Genomic DNA, 20025 nt, shown 5'->3' on the forward strand with positions numbered 1-20025 from the left:
GACGACGGGCTCCACAACCGGCGCATTCCCGAATCCATCGGCACAGCTCCGCCTCCGAGGCCCAAGCGCGTTGCCGGGCTCGGAACCTGAGCACCGACTCTGCGGCACGATTCAAAGCAAATGGTCTCCGGGAAACGGGAAGCGCGTCATTAACCTCGTTTTCCCCCTTTGGCTGGGTGCCCGCCCGTGCCGGCTTTCCGACGGCCCTGCCTTTTCGATGCATGACTTGCTGCAAATTTTAATAATCATATGACTGCCTTCATATGATTATTGCGTGCATGAATCCGCTGACGATGGCGGAAAGGAAGATTGCTGTACAGTAACCTCTATTATATAGATCATGAATCCGCGATGGATATTACGATTGATTTCTGGAATGCAACCTCTTGATGCAAATAATTGCACGGGTCCAGCGGGGTTGGTTTTTCCCGCGTCACTATTGGCCTGGAGTCCATTGAATGTCAAAAATTGCTGACGGGTTCCTGAGCACCAACGGAAGCCAGATCGTCGACGCCAACGGACAAGCGGTCCAGCTGGTGGGCGTCAACTGGGCCGGAGCCGCCGGAACGACCGATGGCGGTGGGAACGACGTCCTGTTCGCGCCGCAGGGTCTGGATCAGAGAAACTACAAGGACGTGATGGACCAGATGGTCGCCATGGGCTTCAACACGGTCCGTGTTCCGATCAGCAACCGCATGCTGGACCCCAGCGTGCTGATCGATCCGAACGACCCGCAGTCCGGGTTCCGTGACCCGGCTCTGCGTCCGACCAACGTGAACACCTTCTTCAATCCTGAACTTCAGCAGGGTGGCAACGTCGTGACCCCGTTGGAGGTGCTGGACAAGATCATCGACTATGCCGGGCAGGTCGGTCTCCGGATCATTCTCGATCACCATTTCACCAGTGCCCAGGCGACCGACAATTCCTCGTACATGAGCAATGGCCTCTGGTACGACGATGATCCCAACGCACCGTACCCGACCTATGACGAGGCGACGGTGACCAGCGACTGGGAATTTCTTGCCAAGCGCTATGCCGGAAACCCCACGGTCATCGGCGCCGACCTGCACAACGAACCGAAAAGCTCGGTCGTCAACGGCGTCGAGACCGGGGCGACCTGGAACGGGAGCGCGACCACCGAATCCTGGCGGGACGGCGCCCAGGCTTTGGCGAACGCCGTGCACGCCGCGAACAAGGACTGGCTGATCATCGTCGAAGGCGCCACCTGGGGATCGGACCTCACCGGCGTGCTGAACAATCCGATCCAGCTGACGGGCGACAACACGAACAAGATCGTCTACTCGGCCCACTATTACGAATTCAGCATGGGCCCGAACACCGACGCCGAGGACTGGGTCAACACCTGGAACCAGCAGTTCGGCTACATCTACAAGCAGAACATCGCCCCGATCCTGGTCGGCGAGTTCGGAAACCGTTTCGAAACCGAACGCGGCAAGGAATGGGCCCAGACGCTCATCGATTACATGAACAATCCCTGGGTCGGTGGCCCGCAAGGAGGGACCGCCGGGCAGGCCGGCATGAGCTGGACCTATTGGACCTTCAACGACGATTACAGCTATGGCGACCACTTCGGGCTGTCGCAGGGTGAAGCCAGCGGCAACACCTGGGGACGATGGAGCAATTTCAACTACGACCATTACCGTTACATCGATCCCACCGCGGTGAACGATCCCTACGCGGTCGCGGGCGCGACCGGCACCGCGAACCGGGATTTCTTCGATGGCTCGGCCGGGGCGGACAGCTTCGACGGCGGTGACGGGGCCGACCTGCTGGCCGGAAACGAGGGCGACGACATCCTGTCGGGTGGTGCCGGGAACGATCTGGTCGATGGCGAGGCCGGCAACGACACCGTCGATGGCGGATCCGGCAACGACACCGTGATCGGCGGTGTCGGCGACGATTCGATCCTCGGCGGCGACGGCGACGATTCCCTGTTCGGCATGGAAGGCACCGACACCCTCCTGGGCGGTGCCGGCCACGACTGGCTGCGCGGCGGAACCGGGAACGACAGCCTGGACGGCGGCCTCGGCGACGACACGCTGAACGGTGGCGCGGGAGCGGACACGCTGTTGGGAGGCGGCGGCGACGACACCATCGATTACGGCGGATCGGTCGATGGTGTGTCGGTCAACCTGACGACCAGCACGGCGGCGGGCGGGGACGCTCAGGGCGATGTGATCTCCGGCTTCAGCCACGCCATCGGCGGCGACGGCAACGACACGCTGTTCGGTGACGCCGGCGCCAACCGCCTCGCCGGCGGTGGAGGGGACGACACCCTGGTCGGCGGCGACGGCAACGACACCCTGATCGGAGGCGCCGGCAGCGACCTGCTCACCGGGGGCGCCGGCCTGAACCGCTTCGAATTCACCACCTATGGCAACGCCGGTTCGGCCGACCGGATCACCGACGCGAAGACCGGCGACGTCATCGCGGTGACCGGGCTGACCTTCACCGGAGCCGTGGCGTCCGGAAACGGCGCGGGGCTGGGGCTCGGCGGCATCCGCATGGAGGCGAGCGGCAACGACACCATCCTCCACATCGGCACCGACGCCACGCCGGGCAGCGATCTCGACATCGTGCTGACCGGCAGCTACGCGGCGGAAAACTTCATCGCCAGCGGTTCCACCATCACCATCACCGACGGGCCGCCGCCGGAGGAGCCGGCCTCGGTCTCCATCACCCCGGCCGTCGTTTCCCAGGCCGAGGGCAACAGCGGCACGACCAGCTTCGTCTTCACTCTGACCCGGACCGGCAGCACGGACACGGCGAAGACCGTGCAATGGTCGGTTGCCGGGTCGGGTTCCGCCCCGGCGGACGCCGCGGATTTCGGCGGCACCTTCCCCTCGGGCACCGCCACCTTCGCCGTCGGAAGCCCCACCGCGACCATCAGCGTTGCGGTTCTCGGCGACACCGCCGTCGAAGCGGCCGAAGGCTTCACCGTCACCCTGCAAGCCCTGCCCAACGATCCCACCGTTTTCACCACCGCGACGGCCCAGGGCGTCATCTTGAACGACGATTCCTCGCAGCCGACGCCTCAGACCTATTACCTGACCGCCGGACCCGACAACTGGACCGGCACCACGGTGGCCGATCAGGTCTTTGCCGGCAACGGCAACGACACGGTGGATGGAGGTGACGGCAACGACCAGCTGTTTGGCGAGGACGGAAACGACAGCCTGATCGGTGGCGGCGGCGGCGACCAGCTCTACGGCGGTGCCGGAAACGACACCCTCTGGGGCGGGGCCGGCATCGACCACATCCAGACGGGAAGCGGCACCGACACCATCGTCTTCAAGCTGGGCGACAGCTACGATTACGTGGACGACTTCACGGCCGGGGCCGGCGGCGACATCATCGATCTTCGCTCCATCACCACGATCCACAGCCTTGCCGACCTGACCCTGACCCAGAGCGGCGCCAACGTCGCCATCGACATCAGCCCGACGGACGGGCTGACACTTGGAAACCTCCAGGTCTCGTCCCTGGTCGAGGCCAACTTCCTGTTCGCCCCCTCGCAATGGTTCGGCACCAGCGGCGCCGACGTCATCACCGGCGGCGACGGCGTCGACCAGATGTATGCGGCCCAAGGCAACGATACGCTGTCCGGTGGGGCCGGCAACGACCAGATGTTCGGTGAGGACGGCAACGACGTCCTGTTCGGTGGCGCCGGCAACGACGTGATGTCGGGCGGAACCGGAAACGACACACTCGCGGGTGGCATCGGGAACGACTATCTGGTCGGCGGAACCGGCAGCGACACCTTCGTGATGGCTCCCGGCGATGGCTACGACTATGTCGGGGATTTCCAAGCCGGCAGCGGCGGGGACATCATCGATGTTCATTCCATCGCCGGCATGACCAGCCTTGGCGCGGTCATGGCCGGCGCGACCCAGTCGGGCAACGACACCGGCATCTATCTCGGCAACGGCACGGGCATCACGCTGGCCGGTGTCAGCCTCGGCAGCCTCACCGCCGCCAACTTCCGCTTCGCCGCAGCGCCCGAGTACGGCACCGCGAACGCCGACCAGATGGTCGGCACGGCCGGCGACGATGCCCTCATCGGGCTCGCCGGCAATGACACCCTCGTCGGCTACATCGGAGACGACAGCCTTCTTGGTGGCGATGGCAACGACCTTCTGTCCGGCGGCGACGGCGCCGACACGCTCGATGGCGGGGCCGGCAACGATTACCTGGAGGGGGGAAGCGGCAGCGACGTGTTCGTCTTCAATCCCGGAGGCGGCTACGACTACATCGGCGACTTCGCCACCGCCGCAGGGGGAGACGTCATCGATCTGCGGGGCTGGACGTCGATCCACGGCATGGCGGATCTGGCGCCCCACCTCACCCAATCGGGGAGCAACCTGGCCATCGAACTCGGATCGACCGACGGGATCACGCTCGCCAACGTGCAGATGTCCTCCTTGAACAAGACCCATTTCCTGTTCGCGTAACGGGGCACTGGGATCGGCGCTGGGCCTCCGCCCAACCTCTCCACCGGAAACGAGAGGGTGGGGCGGGGGCTCGCGTGCTTCCGCCCATCCGGTGGTGCTGGCCTGGAGGGGCGGCACGGGATATACCAGGGCCTCCCAAAACGCCGTTGCCGGCTTTGCCGGGATCGGAACTGCCCTCACCCCGAGGCCTGGATGCCGCTGTCTCCCGTCTGGTCCGTCCGTCACATGGTCACCCGCATCCATGGCTGCGATCTGGCCGTCACATGGCGGCCGGACGGCTGGCTGTGGTCGGTGAGCGTTGCCGGCGAGCCGGTCGCCAAGGGGACGGCGCGCAGCCAGGAAGGCGCCCAGGACGCGGCCGTCCGGGCGGCGCAACGGCATGTCGACGACGGCGGCAGGATGCAGCTTCCGCTGTTCTGAGCGGTGGCCGATCCCGTTCAGAAGGCGTAGCGGACCCGGCAGTAGGGCATGTGGCGGGCGAGAAGCTCGCGGAACATGGCGATCATCCGGCCCTTGAGCGCCGCCCGGTAGCGGACGTTGACGGCGCCGTTCTCCGAGCGCTTGGGCTCCTGCCAGCGCGGCGTCCACAGCCGCTCCTCCGCCTTGGGGTGCCAGCGCAGGTTCAGGTCGTGCAGCTCCTCGTTGTGGGTGAGGAAGATCACCTCGGCGGCGATCTGGACACGGGCGCGCTCCGACAGGGCGGCGTCGATCTGCTGGAACAGCTCGGCGTAGGCGGCGGTCCAGCCCTCGTAGACCACCACCGGGCTGAAGTTCAGGTGCACTTCCCAGCCGGCGCGCACGAATTCCTCGATGGCGGCGATCCGCTCGGGGATGGGGGCGGCGCGGACGTCGAGCGTGCGGGCCAGCTCGGCCGGCATCAGGCTGAAGCGGATGCGCATGCGGCCGGCCGGGTCGTAGCCCAGCAGGTCGCGGTTCACGTATTTGGTGGCGAAGCTGCCCTTGGCGTTGGGCAGGCGGCGGAACAGGGCGGTGAGGTCGCGGACGTTGTCGGAGATCAGCGCGTCGACCGAACAGTCGCCGTTCTCGCCAACGTCGTAGACCCAGGCCCGCGGATCGACCTGATTCGCCTCCGGCTTCGGCCCGAGCCGGCCGGCGTGGCGCTCGATGGCGGCGAGGATGCCGTCGATGTTGACGAAGGTCGTGATCGGGTTGGCGTAGCCCTTGCGCCGCGAGACGTAGCAGTAGGCGCAGGCCATGGCGCAGCCGTTGGAATGGGACGGCGCGATGAAATCGGCGCTGCGCCCGTTCGGCCGCACGGCGAGCGTCTTCTTGACGCCGAGCACCAGCACGCTGCGCTTGGTGCGGACGTAGCTGTCCAGCTGGTCGGCGTCGCCGTGCAGATCGGGGATGTTCCAGTGCGAGGCGATCGTCACCCGCTCGGCGTCGGGGAAGCGGGCCAGGATGGCACGGCCGCGCGGATGCTCGGCCGCCGCCGGCTCGGCGAGGATGCGGGTAATCTCCAATGGAGGCAGGGGCAGCGGGGGCGGTGCGTTGCTCATGGCCGCATTGTACACCCCGCCGTCATCGTCGCGCATCCTGCGCCCGGTGGCGTGGTTGCCGGGTGGGGAGGGCGGCGGACACCGGCTGCCCTTCCATCCGCGAACCTGTCCGCGAACCGGCCCACGAACGGCCCACGAACCCGAGCGACGCGTGGACGGCAGCCTTCAAGGTCGCCTATTGAAGGCTCTGCACATGTTGCAGATGCTGCTTGAGCGTCGGCAGATTGGTCTGGGCGAACTGCTTCAGGCCGGCGTCCTGGCCCTGCTTGGCCTGGGTCTCGAACAACGCGACCGCCGTCTGGTGCGCCTCCACCTGAGCCTTGATGTAGGCGCTGTCGAACGCGCCGCCGGACAGCCCCTTGAGCTGGTCGAGCTTCTGCTGGTGCTCGGCGTCCAGCTTGGCCGGCAGGGTCATTCCCTTGGCCTGGGCCAGCGTCTTCATCGCCGCCGACGTCTTCCCGTGATCGGCCACCATCTGCTGGCCGACCGCCTTCACCTCGGCCTTCTGAGCCTTCTCGGCCGCGAGTTGTCCGGTCTGGATCTCGAACTGGTCGCTGATGGCGGCCTTCTCGGCGAACTGGAGATCCGCGCGGCTCGGCTGCTGTGCCAGGGAAACGGCGGGTCCCGACAGCAGCAGGGCCATCGTTGCGGAGAACAGGAGCGTCTTTTTCATGGGTTCGTTTCCCGGCGCAATGTTGCGGTGTTGAGCCTAGGAAGGTCGATGGAACGGTGGATTTTCCCATTCACCTTTCGGGAAGGCCGGCCGGTTCCTTACGTCATGGGAACCTTCCGCCGGCCGCCGGCGTGGAGGGCGGGCACTGCCCAAAAGGTAACCAAGCCCACCGGCCAGGAGCAAGCCCGCCATCAGCGCGGTTCCGCGCGCGGTACCCGCCTCGGACACCAGCCGCAGGCGGTGGCGGGGCAATCCGAAGCGGCCGCGCGTGCGGTGCAGGCCCTCCACCGGCTGGAACAGGTTGTCCGGCCGGCCGGGCCGCTCGCGCTCCTCCGTTTCCTGCCCCTCCACCGCGGCGTGGGCAAGGTAGCGGTCCCCGACGCCCGGCAGCAGGCTGTTGCCCAGGATCGCCTCGACCGTCGTCGTGCCCAGCCAGTATTCGCGCTTGGGATGCTCGGCCGCGTGCAGGATGGCGTGGGCGATGTCCTCGGGCTGGAAGACCGTTCCCATGGGGCGGGCACGGTGCGGCATGTGGCTGCGCGCCCACTCGAACTGGGGGGTGTTGACCGCCGGCAACTGCACCATGGTGATCCGCACCCGGCTGCCGTCGTGCAACAGTTCGGAGCGCAGGCTGTCGACGAAACCAACGATGGCGTGCTTGGCTCCGCAATAGGCCGCCTGCAAGGGGATCGAGCGGTGGGCGAGGGCGGAGCCCACCTGGATGATCGTGCCCCGGCCGCGCGGGCGCATGGACCGCAACGCCGTCTGGATGCCGTAGGCCGAGCCGAGATAGGTCACGTCGGTGACGCGCCGCAATTCCTCCGGCGTCAGCGCCGTCACCGGCCCGAACACCGTCACCATGGCGCTGTTGACCCACACGTCGACCGGCCCGAAAGCCTGCTCGAGCCGGTCGGCGGCGGCGGACAGGGCCTGGGCGTCGCTGACGTCGAGGGGCAGGACCAGCCCACGCCCACCGAGCCGCTCGACCTCGCGCCGGACTGTTTCGAGCGCGTCGCGCGATCGCGCGATCAGCCCGATGGAGGCCTTGTGCCGCGCCGCGAAGGCCAGCGCCGTGGCGCGACCGACGCCGGCGGACGCTCCCGTGATGCAGACGACCGGACCTGACTTCATGCTCTGTGCCCTCGTGACAAGCAACCATGTGCCGGGTCGGCAACGCATGGCGATGGTTTGGGTTCCGGCGGCCGGCGGCTTTCGTGGCCGAACGGGCTTGTCCGCCGGGCCTGTCTGCGGAAGTGCCGGCCGTCCGGGGACACCGGACCCAGAAACCGGACCCAGACGCCGAGCCCTGCCGTCACCCGGCGGGGGCGGGGCGCAGCAGGGCGATCAGCAGCAGGCCGCCGACGACGAGCCAGCCGATCACCAGGAAGCCGTCGGCGTAGGCGAGGACGTAGGCCTGCTTGCGCACCACGCCCGCCAGGAGCGAGGCGGCCCGTTCCGTGGCCTCGGCGTCGCCGGCCGAGCGGGCGGCGACCCGCGCGGCGGTGCCGGCGAGCCGGCGCACGGTGTCCGGGTCGCCGGCCTGCACGTTCATGCCGAGCGTGAAGGAGTGGAATTGCTCCCGCACCCGCACGAAGGTCTGCATGAAGGCGGATCCCAGCTCGCCGCCCAGCAGCCGCGCGGTCTGCATCAGGGCGCCCAGCGTCAGGATGTGGGCCGGGGACAGGTTCTTGATGTTGAAGAAGATCAGCGACGTCATCGCGAAGGACTGGCCGAAGGCCTGGAGCATCTGCGAGGCGAGGAAGGTCTCGCCGATCCAGTCCGCCGTCAGGCGCGCGGACAGGAAGCAGGCCGCGCCGACCGCCGCGAAGCCCGCCGCCATGGTGACGCGGGCGTCGGCGCGGCGCAGCAGGGTGCCGATCAGCGGCGCCAGCAGGAACTGCGGCAGGGCGATCAGCAGCAGCGTGTCGCCGACCTCCAGCGCGCGGTAGTTGTTCACGGTGATCAGGTATTGCGGGATCAGGAAGGCGGTGGACAGCATGACCAGCCGCAGCAGCACCAGCAGCAGGCAGAGCAGCGGGATGTTGCCCCGGAAGATCGCGCCGAAGGTGATCCAGGGGGTGGGGCAGGTCAACTCCTGGACGACGAAGGCGGCGACCAGCAGCCCGCCGGCCAGAAGCAGCCCGACGACGAGGCCGGAGTTCAGCCAGTCCAGCCGGTTCCCCTGGTCGAGCGCGGCGTAGAGCAGGGCGAAGCCGGCGCTGGCGTAGACGATGCCCCACCAGTCCGCCGTCGCCAGCAGGTCGCGCCGCGTCGGCTCGCGCGGCATCCCGACATACACGCACAGCCACATCAGCGGCGCCAGCAGGGCGGTGTCCCAGAACAGCCAGTGCCAGCTCAGGTTCTCGATGACCCAGCCCTCGACGGAGGCCGAGAGGTTCAGCGACAGCTCGATGTTCATGGCGTAGACGGCGATGCCGTAGACCACGAAGCGCGGCGGCAGGTTGCGGACGATGAAGCCGATGGTCAGCGGGATGAAGGTGCCCGACGACAGGCCGGCGAGCACCTGGCAGGCCAGCACGCCCGGCAGGCTGCCGGTCAGCGGCAGGGCGAGGGCCGCGACCCCGTAGCTGGCCGCCGAGACCAGCAGGATGCGCCGGGGGCCGAAGACCGCGCCGAAGAAGGCGGCGGCCGGCGCCACCGCCATCTGCGCCACCGTGTAGGCCGTGGTGATCCAGGCCCCCTCGTCGAAGCCGGCGCCGATGGCGCCACGGATGTCGGCCAGCCCGAAGGCGGTGATGCGGGCGGTCAGGGTGGAGATGATGGCGCCGAGCAGCACGCCGAGGATGCCGACGACCGGGTGGTGGGTGATGACCGGACCGGCCCTGCGGCGGGCGTGGCGGCGGAAGCGGAGAAGCAGGGGACGGCGCGCCTCGGCGGCCGTCACGATCCGCCTCCAACGGCCGGGGACCTGTCGGAGCCGTTGGCGTCGTCCCCTGTCGTGTCGATGCTGACCTCGACCGACATGCCCGGCCGCAGGCGGTCCATCAGCGGGTGCGGGGTGTCGAGGACGATCTTGACCGGGATGCGCTGCACGATCTTGGTGAAGTTGCCGGTCGCGTTCTCCGGCGGCAGCAGGGCGAACTGGCTGCCGCTCGCCGGGGAGTGGGATTCGACACGGCCCGTCAGCGGCGTGTCGGGGAAGCTGTCGACCCGGATGGTCGCCGGCTGGCCGACGCGCAGGCGGGTCATCTGGGTTTCCTTGTAGTTCGCGACGACCCAGACGTTGGGCAGCGGCACCAGGGTGATGATCTGGCTGCCGACCGCCACGAATTGGCCGGGGCGGGCCTGCCGCTGGCCGACCATGCCGTCGGCGGGGGCGCGGATGGTCGTGCGGTCCAGGTCGATGCGGGCGAGCGCCAGCGCCGCCTCGCGCTGCTGCCGGGTGGCGCGCGCCTGCCGCTGCTGGACGTCCAGCCCGACGAGCGTCGCTTTCTGCTGGTCGATCAGGGCGCGCCCGGCGCCGAGCGTCGACTCGGCGCGGCGGGCCGCCGCCTGGGCCTGTTGCAGGGCCTGGAGGGTGCCGGCCAGCCCCTGTTCGGACAGATCCTGCTGGCGCCGCTCCTCCAGGCGGGCGCGCCAGGCGTCGGCCTCCAGCCCGTGGACGTTGGCCTCGGCCTGGTCGATCAGGGATTGCTGGGCGCGCTTCTGGATGTCGAGCAGGGCGATCGCCGCGTCCGCCGCCTCCAGGGCAGCCTCGGCCTCGGCGACGCGGGCGCGGTACTCGTCGTCGGTGATGACGGCCAGCGGGTCGCCGGCCTTCACCCATTGGAAGTCGCCGACCGGCACCGAGCGGACGGTCCCGGAGACCTGCGCGGCCAGCGGCGTGGTGTCGGCCTGGAGGTAGGCGTCGTTGGTCGTCTGGCGGACGGCGGAGCCGACCCAGCGGTCCCAGCGGGTGACGAAGGCGGCCAGCAGCAGCAGGGCCAGCGCCAGCACGGCGCTGCGCACCAGCCACGGGCTCCAGGCCACCGGCGCGGCCGTGGCCGGCGGGGATGCGGGCGGCGCCACCACGGCGCGCTCCGCGTCGTGGTCCGGTCCCCTATGGTCCGGCCCCCTATGGTCCGGCGGCGTCACCGCGCCGCCACCGCCCTGCGGACCTTGCCGACGTCGGCGGCGGAGACCGGCCGGGCGGCGTTGTCCCAGGCGTTGCGGATGTAGGTGACGACCGCCGCCACCTGCTCGTCGGACAACCGCCAGCCGAGCGGCGGCATCGCCGGCGCGGTCGGGCGCGCGTCGGTGGCCACCCCGCGCGAGCCCTCCAGCACCAGCCGGATCAGGGTCGCGGGGTCGTCCGCCTGCACCACGCCGCTGCCGGCCAGGGTCGGGAACAGATGGGTCTGCCCGGCCCCGTCGCCGCCGTGGCAGGCGGCGCAGCTGTCCTGGTAGATGGCGCCGCCGGCCCGCATCCGGCCGTCGTCGGCGGCCAGCCGGGCCGGTGCCTCGCCGCCCGGCGGCGGCTGGTCCAGCAGATAGGTCGCCATCGCCGCCAGATCGGCGTCGGTCATCTTCGAGCTGGAGTTCCGGATCTCCTCCGCCATCGGCCCGGAGGCGATGGTGGCGTGGTTGGCGCCGGTCTTGAGGTAGGCGACGAGCTGCTCCTTCGACCAGCCGCCGATGCCGGTCCGCGTGTCGGTGGTGATGGCCGGCGCGTACCAGGCCTGGAGGTTGGCGCCCTCCAGCGCGCGGTCGTCCTCGTCGGCGCCGAGCGCGGTCTTGGGCGTGTGGCAGGTGCCGCAATGGCCGAGCGCCTCGACCAGATAGGCGCCGCGGTTCCATTCCTCCGTCTTCCGCGGGTCGGGGCGGAAGCGGCCCGGCTCGAAGTTCAGCAGGTTCCAGCCGGCCATCGACAGCCGGATGTCGAAGGGGAAGGGAAGCTGGTTGACGTCCACCGCGTTGTTCACCGGCTCCAGCGTGGTCAGGTAGGCCCACAGGGCGCGGACGTCCTCGTCGGTCATCTTGGTGTAGGCGGGGTAGGGCATCGCCGGGTAGAGCCGCTTGCCGCCCCGGCCGATGCCCTCGTGCAGGGCGCGGCGCAGGTCGTCCTCGGTCCAGGCGCCGATGCCGGTCTCGCGGTCGGGGGTGATGTTGGGCGCCACCAGCGCGCCGAAGGGCGTGTCGAGCCGCACGCCGCCGGCGTAGGGCTTGCCGCCGGGCACGCTGTGGCAGGCGACGCAGTCGGCGGCGACGGCGACGTAGCGGCCGCGCTCGACCAGCTCGTAATCCTGGCTGTCGGCGCGGATGGTGCCGGCGGCGGCGAACAGCGCCACGGCGGCGGCGGCGGTGGCGAGGCCGAGCCGGCTCATGCGTGCACCAGCGGGCCGGGGGCCTTCAGGTAGCGGCTGCGGATGGCGTCGGCCGCCCGAAAGGCCAGCGCGCCCACCGTCCCGGTCGGGTTGTAGCCGGAGTTCTGCGGGAACACGTTCGCCCCCACGGTGAAGACGTTCGGCACGTCCCAGCTTTGCAGGAAGGGGTTGACGACGCTGGTCGAGGGGTCGGCCCCCATCGCCGTGCCGCCGACCACATGGGTGGACTGGTAGGGCACCACCGACCAGGGGCGGGTGCGCGGATTCTCGACGACCTCGCGCGCGCCCATGGCGCGGACGATCTCCGCCACCTTCCCGGTGACGTAGGCCGACATCTTCACGTCGTTCTCGGGGAAGTCGAAGGTGATGCGCATCAGCGGACGGCCGAAGCGGTCCTTGTAGGTCGGGTCGAGGTCGAGGAAATTGCCGCGGTCGGCGTAGCTGCTCGCCTCGCAGCCGACGCTGAGGTTGCTGAGGTAGCTGTCGCGCGTCGCCTTCTTCCAGCCCGATCCCCAGGTCGGGCTGCCCGGCGGCGTCGGCCGCTTGGAGATCGGCTCGGCCCCGATCGGCGCGCAGCGCGTGCTGCCGCCGCCGAGGAAGCCCAGCGGGCCATGATCGAAATTGTCGTTGTTGAACTCGTCGATCGCCATGCCGGTGGCGCCGCCGCCGATGAAGTTGTTGAAATTGTACTTCGCGGGGTCGAAGAAGCCGACGGCCTGGTTGGCCATCTGGTAGCAGAAGTTCCGCCCCAGCGCCCCCTTGCCGGTCTGCGGGTCGTAGGGGGTGCCGATGCCCGACAGCATCATCAGCCGGACGTTGTCGAGCATGAAGGCGCAGAGGATCACCAGATCGGCCGGCTGCTCGAACTCCTCGCCCGAGCTGTCGACGTAGGTGACGCCGGTGGCCTTTTTGCCGGTGGAATCGAGGTTGACCCTCATCACCTCGCACAGGGTCCGCGCCTCGAAGTTCGGCTTGCGCATCAGCACCGGCAGCACCGTGGTCTGGGCGCTGGCCTTGGAATAGTTGGCGCAGCCGTAGTTGGTGCAGAAGCCGCAGAAGGTGCATTGCCCCATCGTCACGCCCAGCGGGTTGGTGTAGGTGCGCGACAGCAGGGCGGACGGGATGGGGAAGGGCTTGTAGCCCATGCCGGCGGTGGTCTCGGCGAACAGGGTCGGCCCGTAGGTCTGCATCATCGGCGGGTTGGGGTAGTCGCGCTTGCGCGCGCCCTCGAACGGGTTGCCGCCCTCCTGTTTCTCGCCGTTCAGGTTGCCGGCCTTGCCGGAGATGCCGGCCAGATACTCGAACCGGTCGTAACAGGGCTCCATGTCCTCGTAGGTCAGGCCCCAGTCCTGGATGGTCATGCCGTCGGGGATGGCCTGGGCGCCGTAGCGCTCGCTGTAGTGGGAGCGCAGGCGGAAGTCGGCCGGCGAGAAACGCCAGGTGATGCCGGCCCAGTGGACGCCGGCCCCGCCGACGCCGTTGCCGGGGTGGAAGCTGCCGAACTGCCGCATCGGCAGCGCCGTCTGGCCGGCGTTGTTGCGGGCGGTGACGGTGAGCTGCGCCGGCCGCAGCATCAGCTCCTGCCGGGAATTGTAGCGCAGCTCGTCGGGGGCGTAGCCGATGTTGAAGTCCTTGGCGGTGTCGCGCCAGGGCCCGCGCTCGATGGCGACGACGTCCAGCCCCTCGTCGCACAGCTCGTTGGCGAGGATCGCGCCGCTCCAGCCGAGCCCGATGATGACCACGTCCTTGTGGGGGAGTTTGCTCGCCATCGCGTCAGCCTTTCATCGCCCGGTCGCCATCGCCCAATCGCCCCGGCCGCCGATGGCGACGGGGGGCAGCGGGTATGTCTGGTTGTGCTTGAGCACATGGTCCCGGTAGTCGTAGCGGGTGCCGGGGAAGCCGATCATCCTCCAGCTCACCATGTCGCGGTTGCCGCCGTAGATCGGGTCGGCGAAGAACCCCTCCATGGTGTTCTGGAGGATCAGGCTGAAGAAGCTGCCGGAACCCACCGGCCCGTCGAAGGCGACGGCGTCCTTCTCCATGTCGGTCAGCAGCGCGTCCTTCTGCTCGGGCGTCAGGTCGGTGAAGCCCTTGCCCTCCATCGTCCGGCGGCAATGCTCGTCGAGCGCCTTCAGCCCGTGCCGGTACTTGGCGACCGGAGTCAGGTCGCTCTGGTCGCCCTGGGTGGGCAGGCCGGGCTGGAAGGGCCCCTGCATGTAAAGCCGGCTGGAATCGCCGTAATGACCGGCGAGCTGGCGGTCGATGAACACCGCGCAGCCGGCGTCCTTGCCGCTGACGCTGAGATCGTCGGCCGGGATCAGCCGCTCGACGATGGCCTCGACCAGCTCGCCCTCGCGCGGGGTGAAGACGGTCCAGGGGCCGGGCGGCACCCGCTCCGGCGGGTCCGCCGCGCCGGCGTCCCAGGGCAGGCCGGTGCCGAACAGCGTGCGCGCCTTGGCCCCCGACGCCGCCAGCGCCACCAGCCCCATCGCCGTCGAGGCGAGAAACTGGCGTCGGCTGGTGTGGAAGGGATGGGGACTGCTCATTCTCGGCCATGCTCCCGTCGGCGTGGGAATCGCGTGCCGGCGGAGCGTCGCCGGCATGCGGGTCTCCCGGCTCAAACGGTGCCTTGACGGCGTGGTTCCGTCCCTCCCACGCATGGCTGCGCCGACGGAACAGGCGGGTGGGTGTACCCTGGCCTTCCGGTGTTCGCGACCGCTCCAAAGCGTCGATGCCGAACGCCGCCGGAGGGATGTCCCCGCGGCGGGGCCGCGCTACAGCAGAAGCGCCTTCTCGCGCGCGACGTTGCCGGAGAGGCTGACGACCGCCCGCTCGTCCAGGGCGTGGCGGAGCCTGGGAAAATCGACGGTCTCCTCCTGCCGGATGTGTTCGGTGACGACGTGCTTCAGCTCGTGCGCCACGGCCAGCCAGCGCGGGTCGTCCTTGGCCATGCGCTCCAGCGCGAAGAGGTGCATCTTCATCTCGGCGTGGTCTCCGTAGAGCCTCCGGGCGTCCTCCTCCAGATGGGCGTCGTCGCGCAGCATCGGGTAGACCACGTCCTCCTCGGCCACCGCGTGCGCGGCCAGCCGCCGCTTCAGGCGCAGCAGCAGCTGCGTCCGCCGCACCGTCGCGTCGATGGGCGTCCGCACCATCTCGGACAGCAGGGCGAGGATGCGCCGGTGGTCGTCGGCCAGCGCGTCGAAGGGATCGCGCCCGGCGCGGGCCCGAGCCGAGCCGGCCACCTGCGCCACCAGCGGCGGCAGGAGCCGGCTGGCGATCACCGCCAGGGCCGCGCCACCCGCGAACGCCGCCATTCCCTGCATGGACAACCAACCGTCGGACCGTGCCATCGTTCGCGCTCCCTCGTGGTGTTGGCGATGATGGAAGAAAACATGAGGCCGCGCAGGCCGTTCCGCCCATCCATCCGCGTTGCGGGGAGCGCTTGGGCCCGGAACGGTCGCCGTGGGGCGGCTTGCACCACGGGCATACGCCACCCGGTCAGGGGAGGTTCCGCACCCTGCGCTGTTCAACCTGGGGTCCGGCACGCTTCGGACGACCGTGGGGGAGGCCGGTTTTCATCCTGCGCCCCCCGCGCAACGACCATCAAGACGAAGGATGAGGCGATGACCAAGCAGACTGGCAACCAGGATCAGCCGAACCGCGTGGACAAGGCGCGGGCGGACAAAGTTCGGGACGAGGCCGAGCGGACCAAGCGGGCGGTCGACAGCATGGGCCTGGGCAACACCCCCCATGGCGGGGACGACCCGCAGCATGGCAACAACAGCAATCTGGCCCAGACGCCGCTGCCGTCGGACACCGGCGGCAAGGGGCATGTCGGCGACACCCCGGTGAAGGATCAGGCGTAACGGGACCTTCCGGGCCGCGCCCGCCCCGCCCGGATGGCAGGGCGGTCACCGCGAGAAGGAAACCCGCCGCCTGTTGACGTCGCATCAAACCAACGGGAGCGACTGATGAGCGACAAGCCGAAAGACGACCATGCCCCGAAGCCGGGAACCGACGACGAGCGGGACAAGACCCTGACGGAGAAGGAGGAGGACGAGGCCGGTGGCGCGAACAAGGCGACGCCCGGCCCGATCTACGACGTCTGACCGTTTTCAAGCATGGAGAGCATCATGAACGACGAACCCGGCAAGGATCGGCCGACCCCAGACGCGGTCGGCGGCCGGATGCCCGAGCCGCCGGCAACCCCGTCGCTCGGGCAGGAGCATGAGCCGCAGGGGACCGGGGTGAAGCGCCCGCCCGCCGGGCCGGCGGACGACAAGGCAACGGATGACAAGGCTGCGGACGACACGGCAACGGATGACCGGGCAGGCCAGACACGGGAGCCCGGATACGACGAGGCGTGACCGCGCCGGCAACCGGAACCAAGGAGGCCCCATGTCCGGGGCCTCCTGCTTTGGATCCCGCCGTTTCTGTGCGCGGGCGGTCATCTCAGCGGCCGGTGGCTTCGCCATGCGTTGACTCGACGGCGTCGAGGCAGCGTGCGGCGTTGGCGAGCGAAGCGGCGGGATCCTCCGAAGCCAGCGCGGCCGTCACCCGGTCCCCGCGCGCCAGGAACAGGCCGCCCGACCGTTTGGCGAGGTGCGCGCATCGCTTCGCCGCCGGCTCGCCGCGCGGGCTCAGCGCCACGCCGGCCGGCCCGACCTTGAGCGCCGCGATGCCGAGCCGCCGGCAGCGGCAGCGCAGGGCGGCGACGTCGAGCAGCCCCTCCACCGTTTCCGGCAGCGTTCCGAAACGGTCCTCCATCTCCTCGCGCAGGGCATCGACGTCGGCGGCGTCGCGCATGCGGGCGATCCGGCGGTGCAGGCCGATGCGCAGCTCCGGCTCCGGGATGTAGGCGGCGGGGATGGTCTGCGGCACCGCCACCGTCACCTCGGGCGTCCAGCCCTCGTCGGGCTCGCGCCGCAACGCCCGCAGCGCATCGGCGAGGATGCGCTGGTACAGCTCGGTTCCGACGGCGCGGCGATGGCCGGTCTGGTCGGTGCCCAGCGGATCGCCGCCGCCGCGCTGGTCGAGATCGAGCAGGCTCAGCGCGAAGCCGCCGCCGAGGCTCTCGATCAGCTCCAGCGAGGCGAGCCGGCGGGCGGCGCGCTCCTCCAGCGGATGGTCGGGATCGGTCATCAGCCAGGCGTAGCCCTGGACCGCTCCCCGGCCCACCCGGCCGCGCAGCTGGTGCAGTTGCCCCAGCCCGAACAGGTCGGGACGGAACAGCAGCAACGTGTTGGCGCGCGGGATGTCGATGCCGGATTCGATGATCGGCGTCGCCAGCAGCACGTCGCTTTCGCCGTCGACGAAGCCCATGACGGCGTCGTCCAGCGCCTGCGGTCCCAGCCGCCCGTGCGCCACGGCGATGCGCAGGCCGGGCACCAGCGCGCGGAGCCACGCCTCCAGCGGCTTCAGGTCGGCGATGCGCGGGACGACGCAGAAGGATTGTCCGCCGCGCGCGTGCTCCCGCAGCAGGGCGGCGCGCGCGACCTCGGGGTCGCGCGGGATCACCGTGGTGCGCACCGGCCGGCGGCGGGCCGGCGGGGTGTCGATGACGCTGAGGCCGCGCGTGCCGGCCAGGGCGCCCTGGAGGGTGCGCGGGATCGGCGTCGCGCTGAGGGCGAGGCTGTGCACCCCCCTGGTGCGCCGGCGCAGCGCTTCCTTCTGGTCGGCGCCGAAGCGTTGCTCCTCATCCACCACCATCAGGCCGAGGCGCTGGAAACGGGCCTCCCTGGACAGCAGGGCGTGGGTGCCGACGACGATGGACACGGAGCCGTCGGCCATCCCGGCGCGGATCCGCGCCGCCTCCGCCTTGTCCATGGCGCCGGTCAGCGGCTCGATGGTGACGCCGAAGCCGGCGAAGCGGCGGCGGAAGGTGTCCAGATGCTGGCGGGCGAGCACGGAGGTCGGCGCCATCACCGCCACCTGGAATCCGGAGAAGACGACGGCCGCCGCCGCCCGCAAGGCCACCTCCGTCTTGCCGTAGCCGACGTCGGCGCAGACGAGATGGTCCATCGGCCACCCCCTGGCCATCGAGCCGATCACGTCGGCGGCCGCGCGGGCCTGCCCCTCGGTCGGGTCGAAGCCGAAGCGCGCGGCGAAGCGGCGCATCCGGTCGGCGGGCGGGGCGATGACCGGCGCCTTCTCCCGCGAGCGGCGGCGCGCGGCGGCGAGCAGCGCCTTGGCGGTGTCGGCGATCTCCCGTTCCAGAACGGCGCGGCGTTCCAGCCAGGAACCGTTCTTGAGGCTGTCGAGCCTGGCGCCGCTGTCGCTCGACCCATGGCGCCACAGCCGGTCGAGATCGGCGGCGGGAACCAGCAGCCGGTCGTCGCGGGCGTAGTCGAGAACCAGGAAATCGCCCGCCAGGGCATCGCCGGTCCCGTCGCCGGGCTCGTCCTTTTGCTCGATGGTTTCCAGCCCGACCAGCCGGCCGATCCCGTAATCGAGATGCACGACGAAGTCGCCGGTGGACAGCTCCGCCGGGGCGAGCGGTGTCCGGATCGGGGCGTCGCGCGCGGTGCCCGGCGCCCGCCGCGGCGGCACCAGCACGGTGACGCCGTCGCAGGCGAATCCGCCGGCCACCCGCAGGGGCATGACGGCGCAGCCGCCGTCGGGCAATCCGTCGGTGGGCCAGCGGCCGGGTCGGCGCGCCTCGATCCCCAGCGTCCTGGCGGCTGCCGCGGCGAGCCGGTCCGCCTCCGCGCCGTCGCCCGCCGCGATGAGCACGCGGGCGCCCTCGGCGATCAATGCGCTCGCGCGGCGAAGCAGCGTGCGCTCCGAGCGCGGCTGTTCCTCGGGTCTTTCCGCCACGACGAGGTCGACCGTGGCGACGCTGCGCCCGGCGAGCAGGGCTTCGAAGGCGGCGGCGTCGATCAGCCGGCGCTCGGCCGGCGGTGCGGGCAGGGGGCCGGGGTCGGTCCGCCGGAGACGCCGGTCGATGTGGACCTCCCGCAGCTCCTCGGCGCGCGCCTCGATCCGGTCGCGGGCGCCCGCGTCCAGCACGATCGCGGCGGCGGGCGCGCAGTCGAGCAGCAGGGGGCAATCGTCGAAGACGGTCGGCAGCAGCCGGTCGAAGCCGTAGGGGCGGTGCCCCGCCTCGATGGCGGCGCGCAGATCCTCCGGAAGCGTGGCGCCGCGCCCGGCGAGCGACGCGGCCAGACGGTCGAGCGTCGCGGCGTCGGTAACGATCTCGCTCACGGGATGGAGGGTGACGGCATCCACGGTCCCGGTGGAACGTTGGGAAACCGGGTCGTAGAGTCGCAACTCGGCGACGATCCCGTCGGCGATCTCGCAACGCACAGGCCGGTCGCCGTCGCCGGGGAAGACCTCCACCACCGCACCGCGGATCGCCACCTCGCCGGGTTCGTCGACCCGGTCGTCCAGCACATAGCCGGCGCGGGCGAAGAAGGCCCGCCACGCCTTCTCGTCGACGGGCACGCCGCGCTCGATGCGCAGAATCCCGTTCGTCCAGGAACCGGCGGGCGGCAGACGCTGCAAGGCCAGTTCGGCCGAGGCGAGAATCAGGCGGCCGCCGGGTCCGGCCGGCCGCCCCAGGGCGGCCAGACCCGCCATGCGCCGCCCCAGCACGGCGCGCGACGGTGGCACCCGGTCGCCGGCGGTGGCCTCGTCGACCGGAAGCAGCACGACGTCGAGGTCCGGGGCCAGATCGCCGACGGCCCAGGCCAGACGGGCGGCGCGGCTGTCGCTGCGCGCCAGGAACAGGACGCCGCCCGGCCGCCGGGCGCGCTCCATCAGCCGGACCGCCAGCTCCCCCTCGCTGAGGACCGTCAGGGTATCGCCAGGCGGCTCCGCCGGCGATCGGGACGATGGAGGCGTGTGCGTGGCGGAAGGGGTGCCGTCGAACATCGTGTCATCACTCCGGTCAGGGCTCCGGTCGGATCGGCGGGCCGCGGCTGCGATGCCTTCGACGACAACGGCCCGCAACCCCGTCTGTGCCATTTGCCGTCGCCGCCGCTTCCGGGAAAGCGTCCGCTCCCCGCGAGCCGATCCCGGAGCGGCATTGCCTGAAG

The 20025-nt window shown here is 70.2% G+C and carries 15 protein-coding genes; 5 read left to right on the forward strand and 10 right to left on the reverse strand.

What is annotated here, in order from left to right; all coding sequences use genetic code 11:
* The first annotated feature begins 458 nt into the window (after nucleotides 1-458).
* A complete protein-coding gene (locus J2847_RS34655) occupies nucleotides 459-4472 on the forward strand; it encodes a cellulase family glycosylhydrolase (protein ID WP_209780395.1) in 4014 nt (1337 codons plus the stop codon).
* A gap of 192 nt (nucleotides 4473-4664) precedes the next feature.
* On the forward strand, nucleotides 4665-4892 hold the full coding sequence (locus J2847_RS18695) for a hypothetical protein (protein WP_209780396.1): 228 nt from the start codon (nucleotides 4665-4667) through the stop codon (nucleotides 4890-4892).
* A gap of 17 nt (nucleotides 4893-4909) precedes the next feature.
* Here the strand turns inward: J2847_RS18695 and J2847_RS18700 are convergent, their stop codons facing one another.
* The 9 genes from J2847_RS18700 to J2847_RS18740 form a co-directional block, all read right to left on the reverse strand.
* Nucleotides 4910-5992 (reverse strand): spore photoproduct lyase family protein, encoded by a 1083-nt coding sequence (locus tag J2847_RS18700; RefSeq protein WP_209780397.1) that lies wholly within the window; start codon nucleotides 5990-5992, stop codon nucleotides 4910-4912.
* 175 nt (nucleotides 5993-6167) lie between these two features.
* The gene (locus J2847_RS18705) at nucleotides 6168-6665 is read right to left on the reverse strand and encodes a DUF4142 domain-containing protein (protein ID WP_209780398.1); all 498 of its coding nucleotides are present in this window, start codon (nucleotides 6663-6665) and stop codon (nucleotides 6168-6170) included.
* Nucleotides 6666-6701: 36 nt separating this feature from the next.
* Nucleotides 6702-7796 carry an SDR family oxidoreductase gene (locus J2847_RS18710; protein ID WP_233474619.1) on the reverse strand — a complete coding sequence of 365 codons (1095 nt, stop codon included), beginning with the start codon at nucleotides 7794-7796 and terminating at the stop codon, nucleotides 6702-6704.
* 181 nt (nucleotides 7797-7977) lie between these two features.
* A complete protein-coding gene (locus J2847_RS18715; protein ID WP_209780400.1) occupies nucleotides 7978-9570 on the reverse strand; it encodes an MFS transporter in 1593 nt (530 codons plus the stop codon).
* Nucleotides 9567-10760 carry an HlyD family secretion protein gene (locus J2847_RS18720; protein WP_325169441.1) on the reverse strand — a complete coding sequence of 398 codons (1194 nt, stop codon included), beginning with the start codon at nucleotides 10758-10760 and terminating at the stop codon, nucleotides 9567-9569. Before J2847_RS18720 ends, J2847_RS18715 begins: the two co-directional genes overlap by 4 nt.
* On the reverse strand, nucleotides 10757-11989 hold the full coding sequence (locus J2847_RS18725; protein ID WP_209780401.1) for a cytochrome c: 1233 nt from the start codon (nucleotides 11987-11989) through the stop codon (nucleotides 10757-10759). Before J2847_RS18725 ends, J2847_RS18720 begins: the two co-directional genes overlap by 4 nt.
* Complete coding sequence (locus tag J2847_RS18730) at nucleotides 11986-13758, reverse strand: GMC family oxidoreductase (protein WP_209780402.1); 1773 nt, start codon at nucleotides 13756-13758, stop codon at nucleotides 11986-11988. The genes J2847_RS18725 and J2847_RS18730 overlap by 4 nt, the downstream gene beginning before the upstream one ends.
* Nucleotides 13759-13770: 12 nt before the next feature.
* Nucleotides 13771-14535, reverse strand: a complete 765-nt coding sequence (locus J2847_RS18735; protein WP_233474620.1) for a gluconate 2-dehydrogenase subunit 3 family protein — start codon at nucleotides 14533-14535, stop codon at nucleotides 13771-13773.
* Between the two features lie 228 nt (nucleotides 14536-14763).
* Complete coding sequence (locus J2847_RS18740; protein WP_209780403.1) at nucleotides 14764-15339, reverse strand: hemerythrin domain-containing protein; 576 nt, start codon at nucleotides 15337-15339, stop codon at nucleotides 14764-14766.
* Between the two features lie 273 nt (nucleotides 15340-15612).
* Between J2847_RS18740 and J2847_RS18745 the strand changes: the two genes are divergently transcribed.
* The 3 genes from J2847_RS18745 (at nucleotide 15613) to J2847_RS18755 (ending at nucleotide 16356) form a co-directional block, all read left to right on the forward strand.
* Nucleotides 15613-15855 (forward strand): hypothetical protein, encoded by a 243-nt coding sequence (locus tag J2847_RS18745; protein ID WP_209780404.1) that lies wholly within the window; start codon nucleotides 15613-15615, stop codon nucleotides 15853-15855.
* Between the two features lie 105 nt (nucleotides 15856-15960).
* Nucleotides 15961-16098, forward strand: a complete 138-nt coding sequence (locus J2847_RS18750; RefSeq protein WP_209780405.1) for a hypothetical protein — start codon at nucleotides 15961-15963, stop codon at nucleotides 16096-16098.
* A gap of 24 nt (nucleotides 16099-16122) precedes the next feature.
* Complete coding sequence (locus J2847_RS18755; RefSeq protein WP_209780406.1) at nucleotides 16123-16356, forward strand: hypothetical protein; 234 nt, start codon at nucleotides 16123-16125, stop codon at nucleotides 16354-16356.
* Between the two features lie 85 nt (nucleotides 16357-16441).
* On the opposite strand, the gene J2847_RS18760 is transcribed toward J2847_RS18755, so the two are convergent.
* A complete protein-coding gene (locus J2847_RS18760) occupies nucleotides 16442-19861 on the reverse strand; it encodes a DEAD/DEAH box helicase (RefSeq protein WP_209780407.1) in 3420 nt (1139 codons plus the stop codon).
* Between the last annotated feature and the right edge of the window lie 164 nt (nucleotides 19862-20025).

The organism is Azospirillum agricola, assembly GCF_017876095.1.
Lineage (GTDB): Bacteria > Pseudomonadota > Alphaproteobacteria > Azospirillales > Azospirillaceae > Azospirillum > Azospirillum agricola.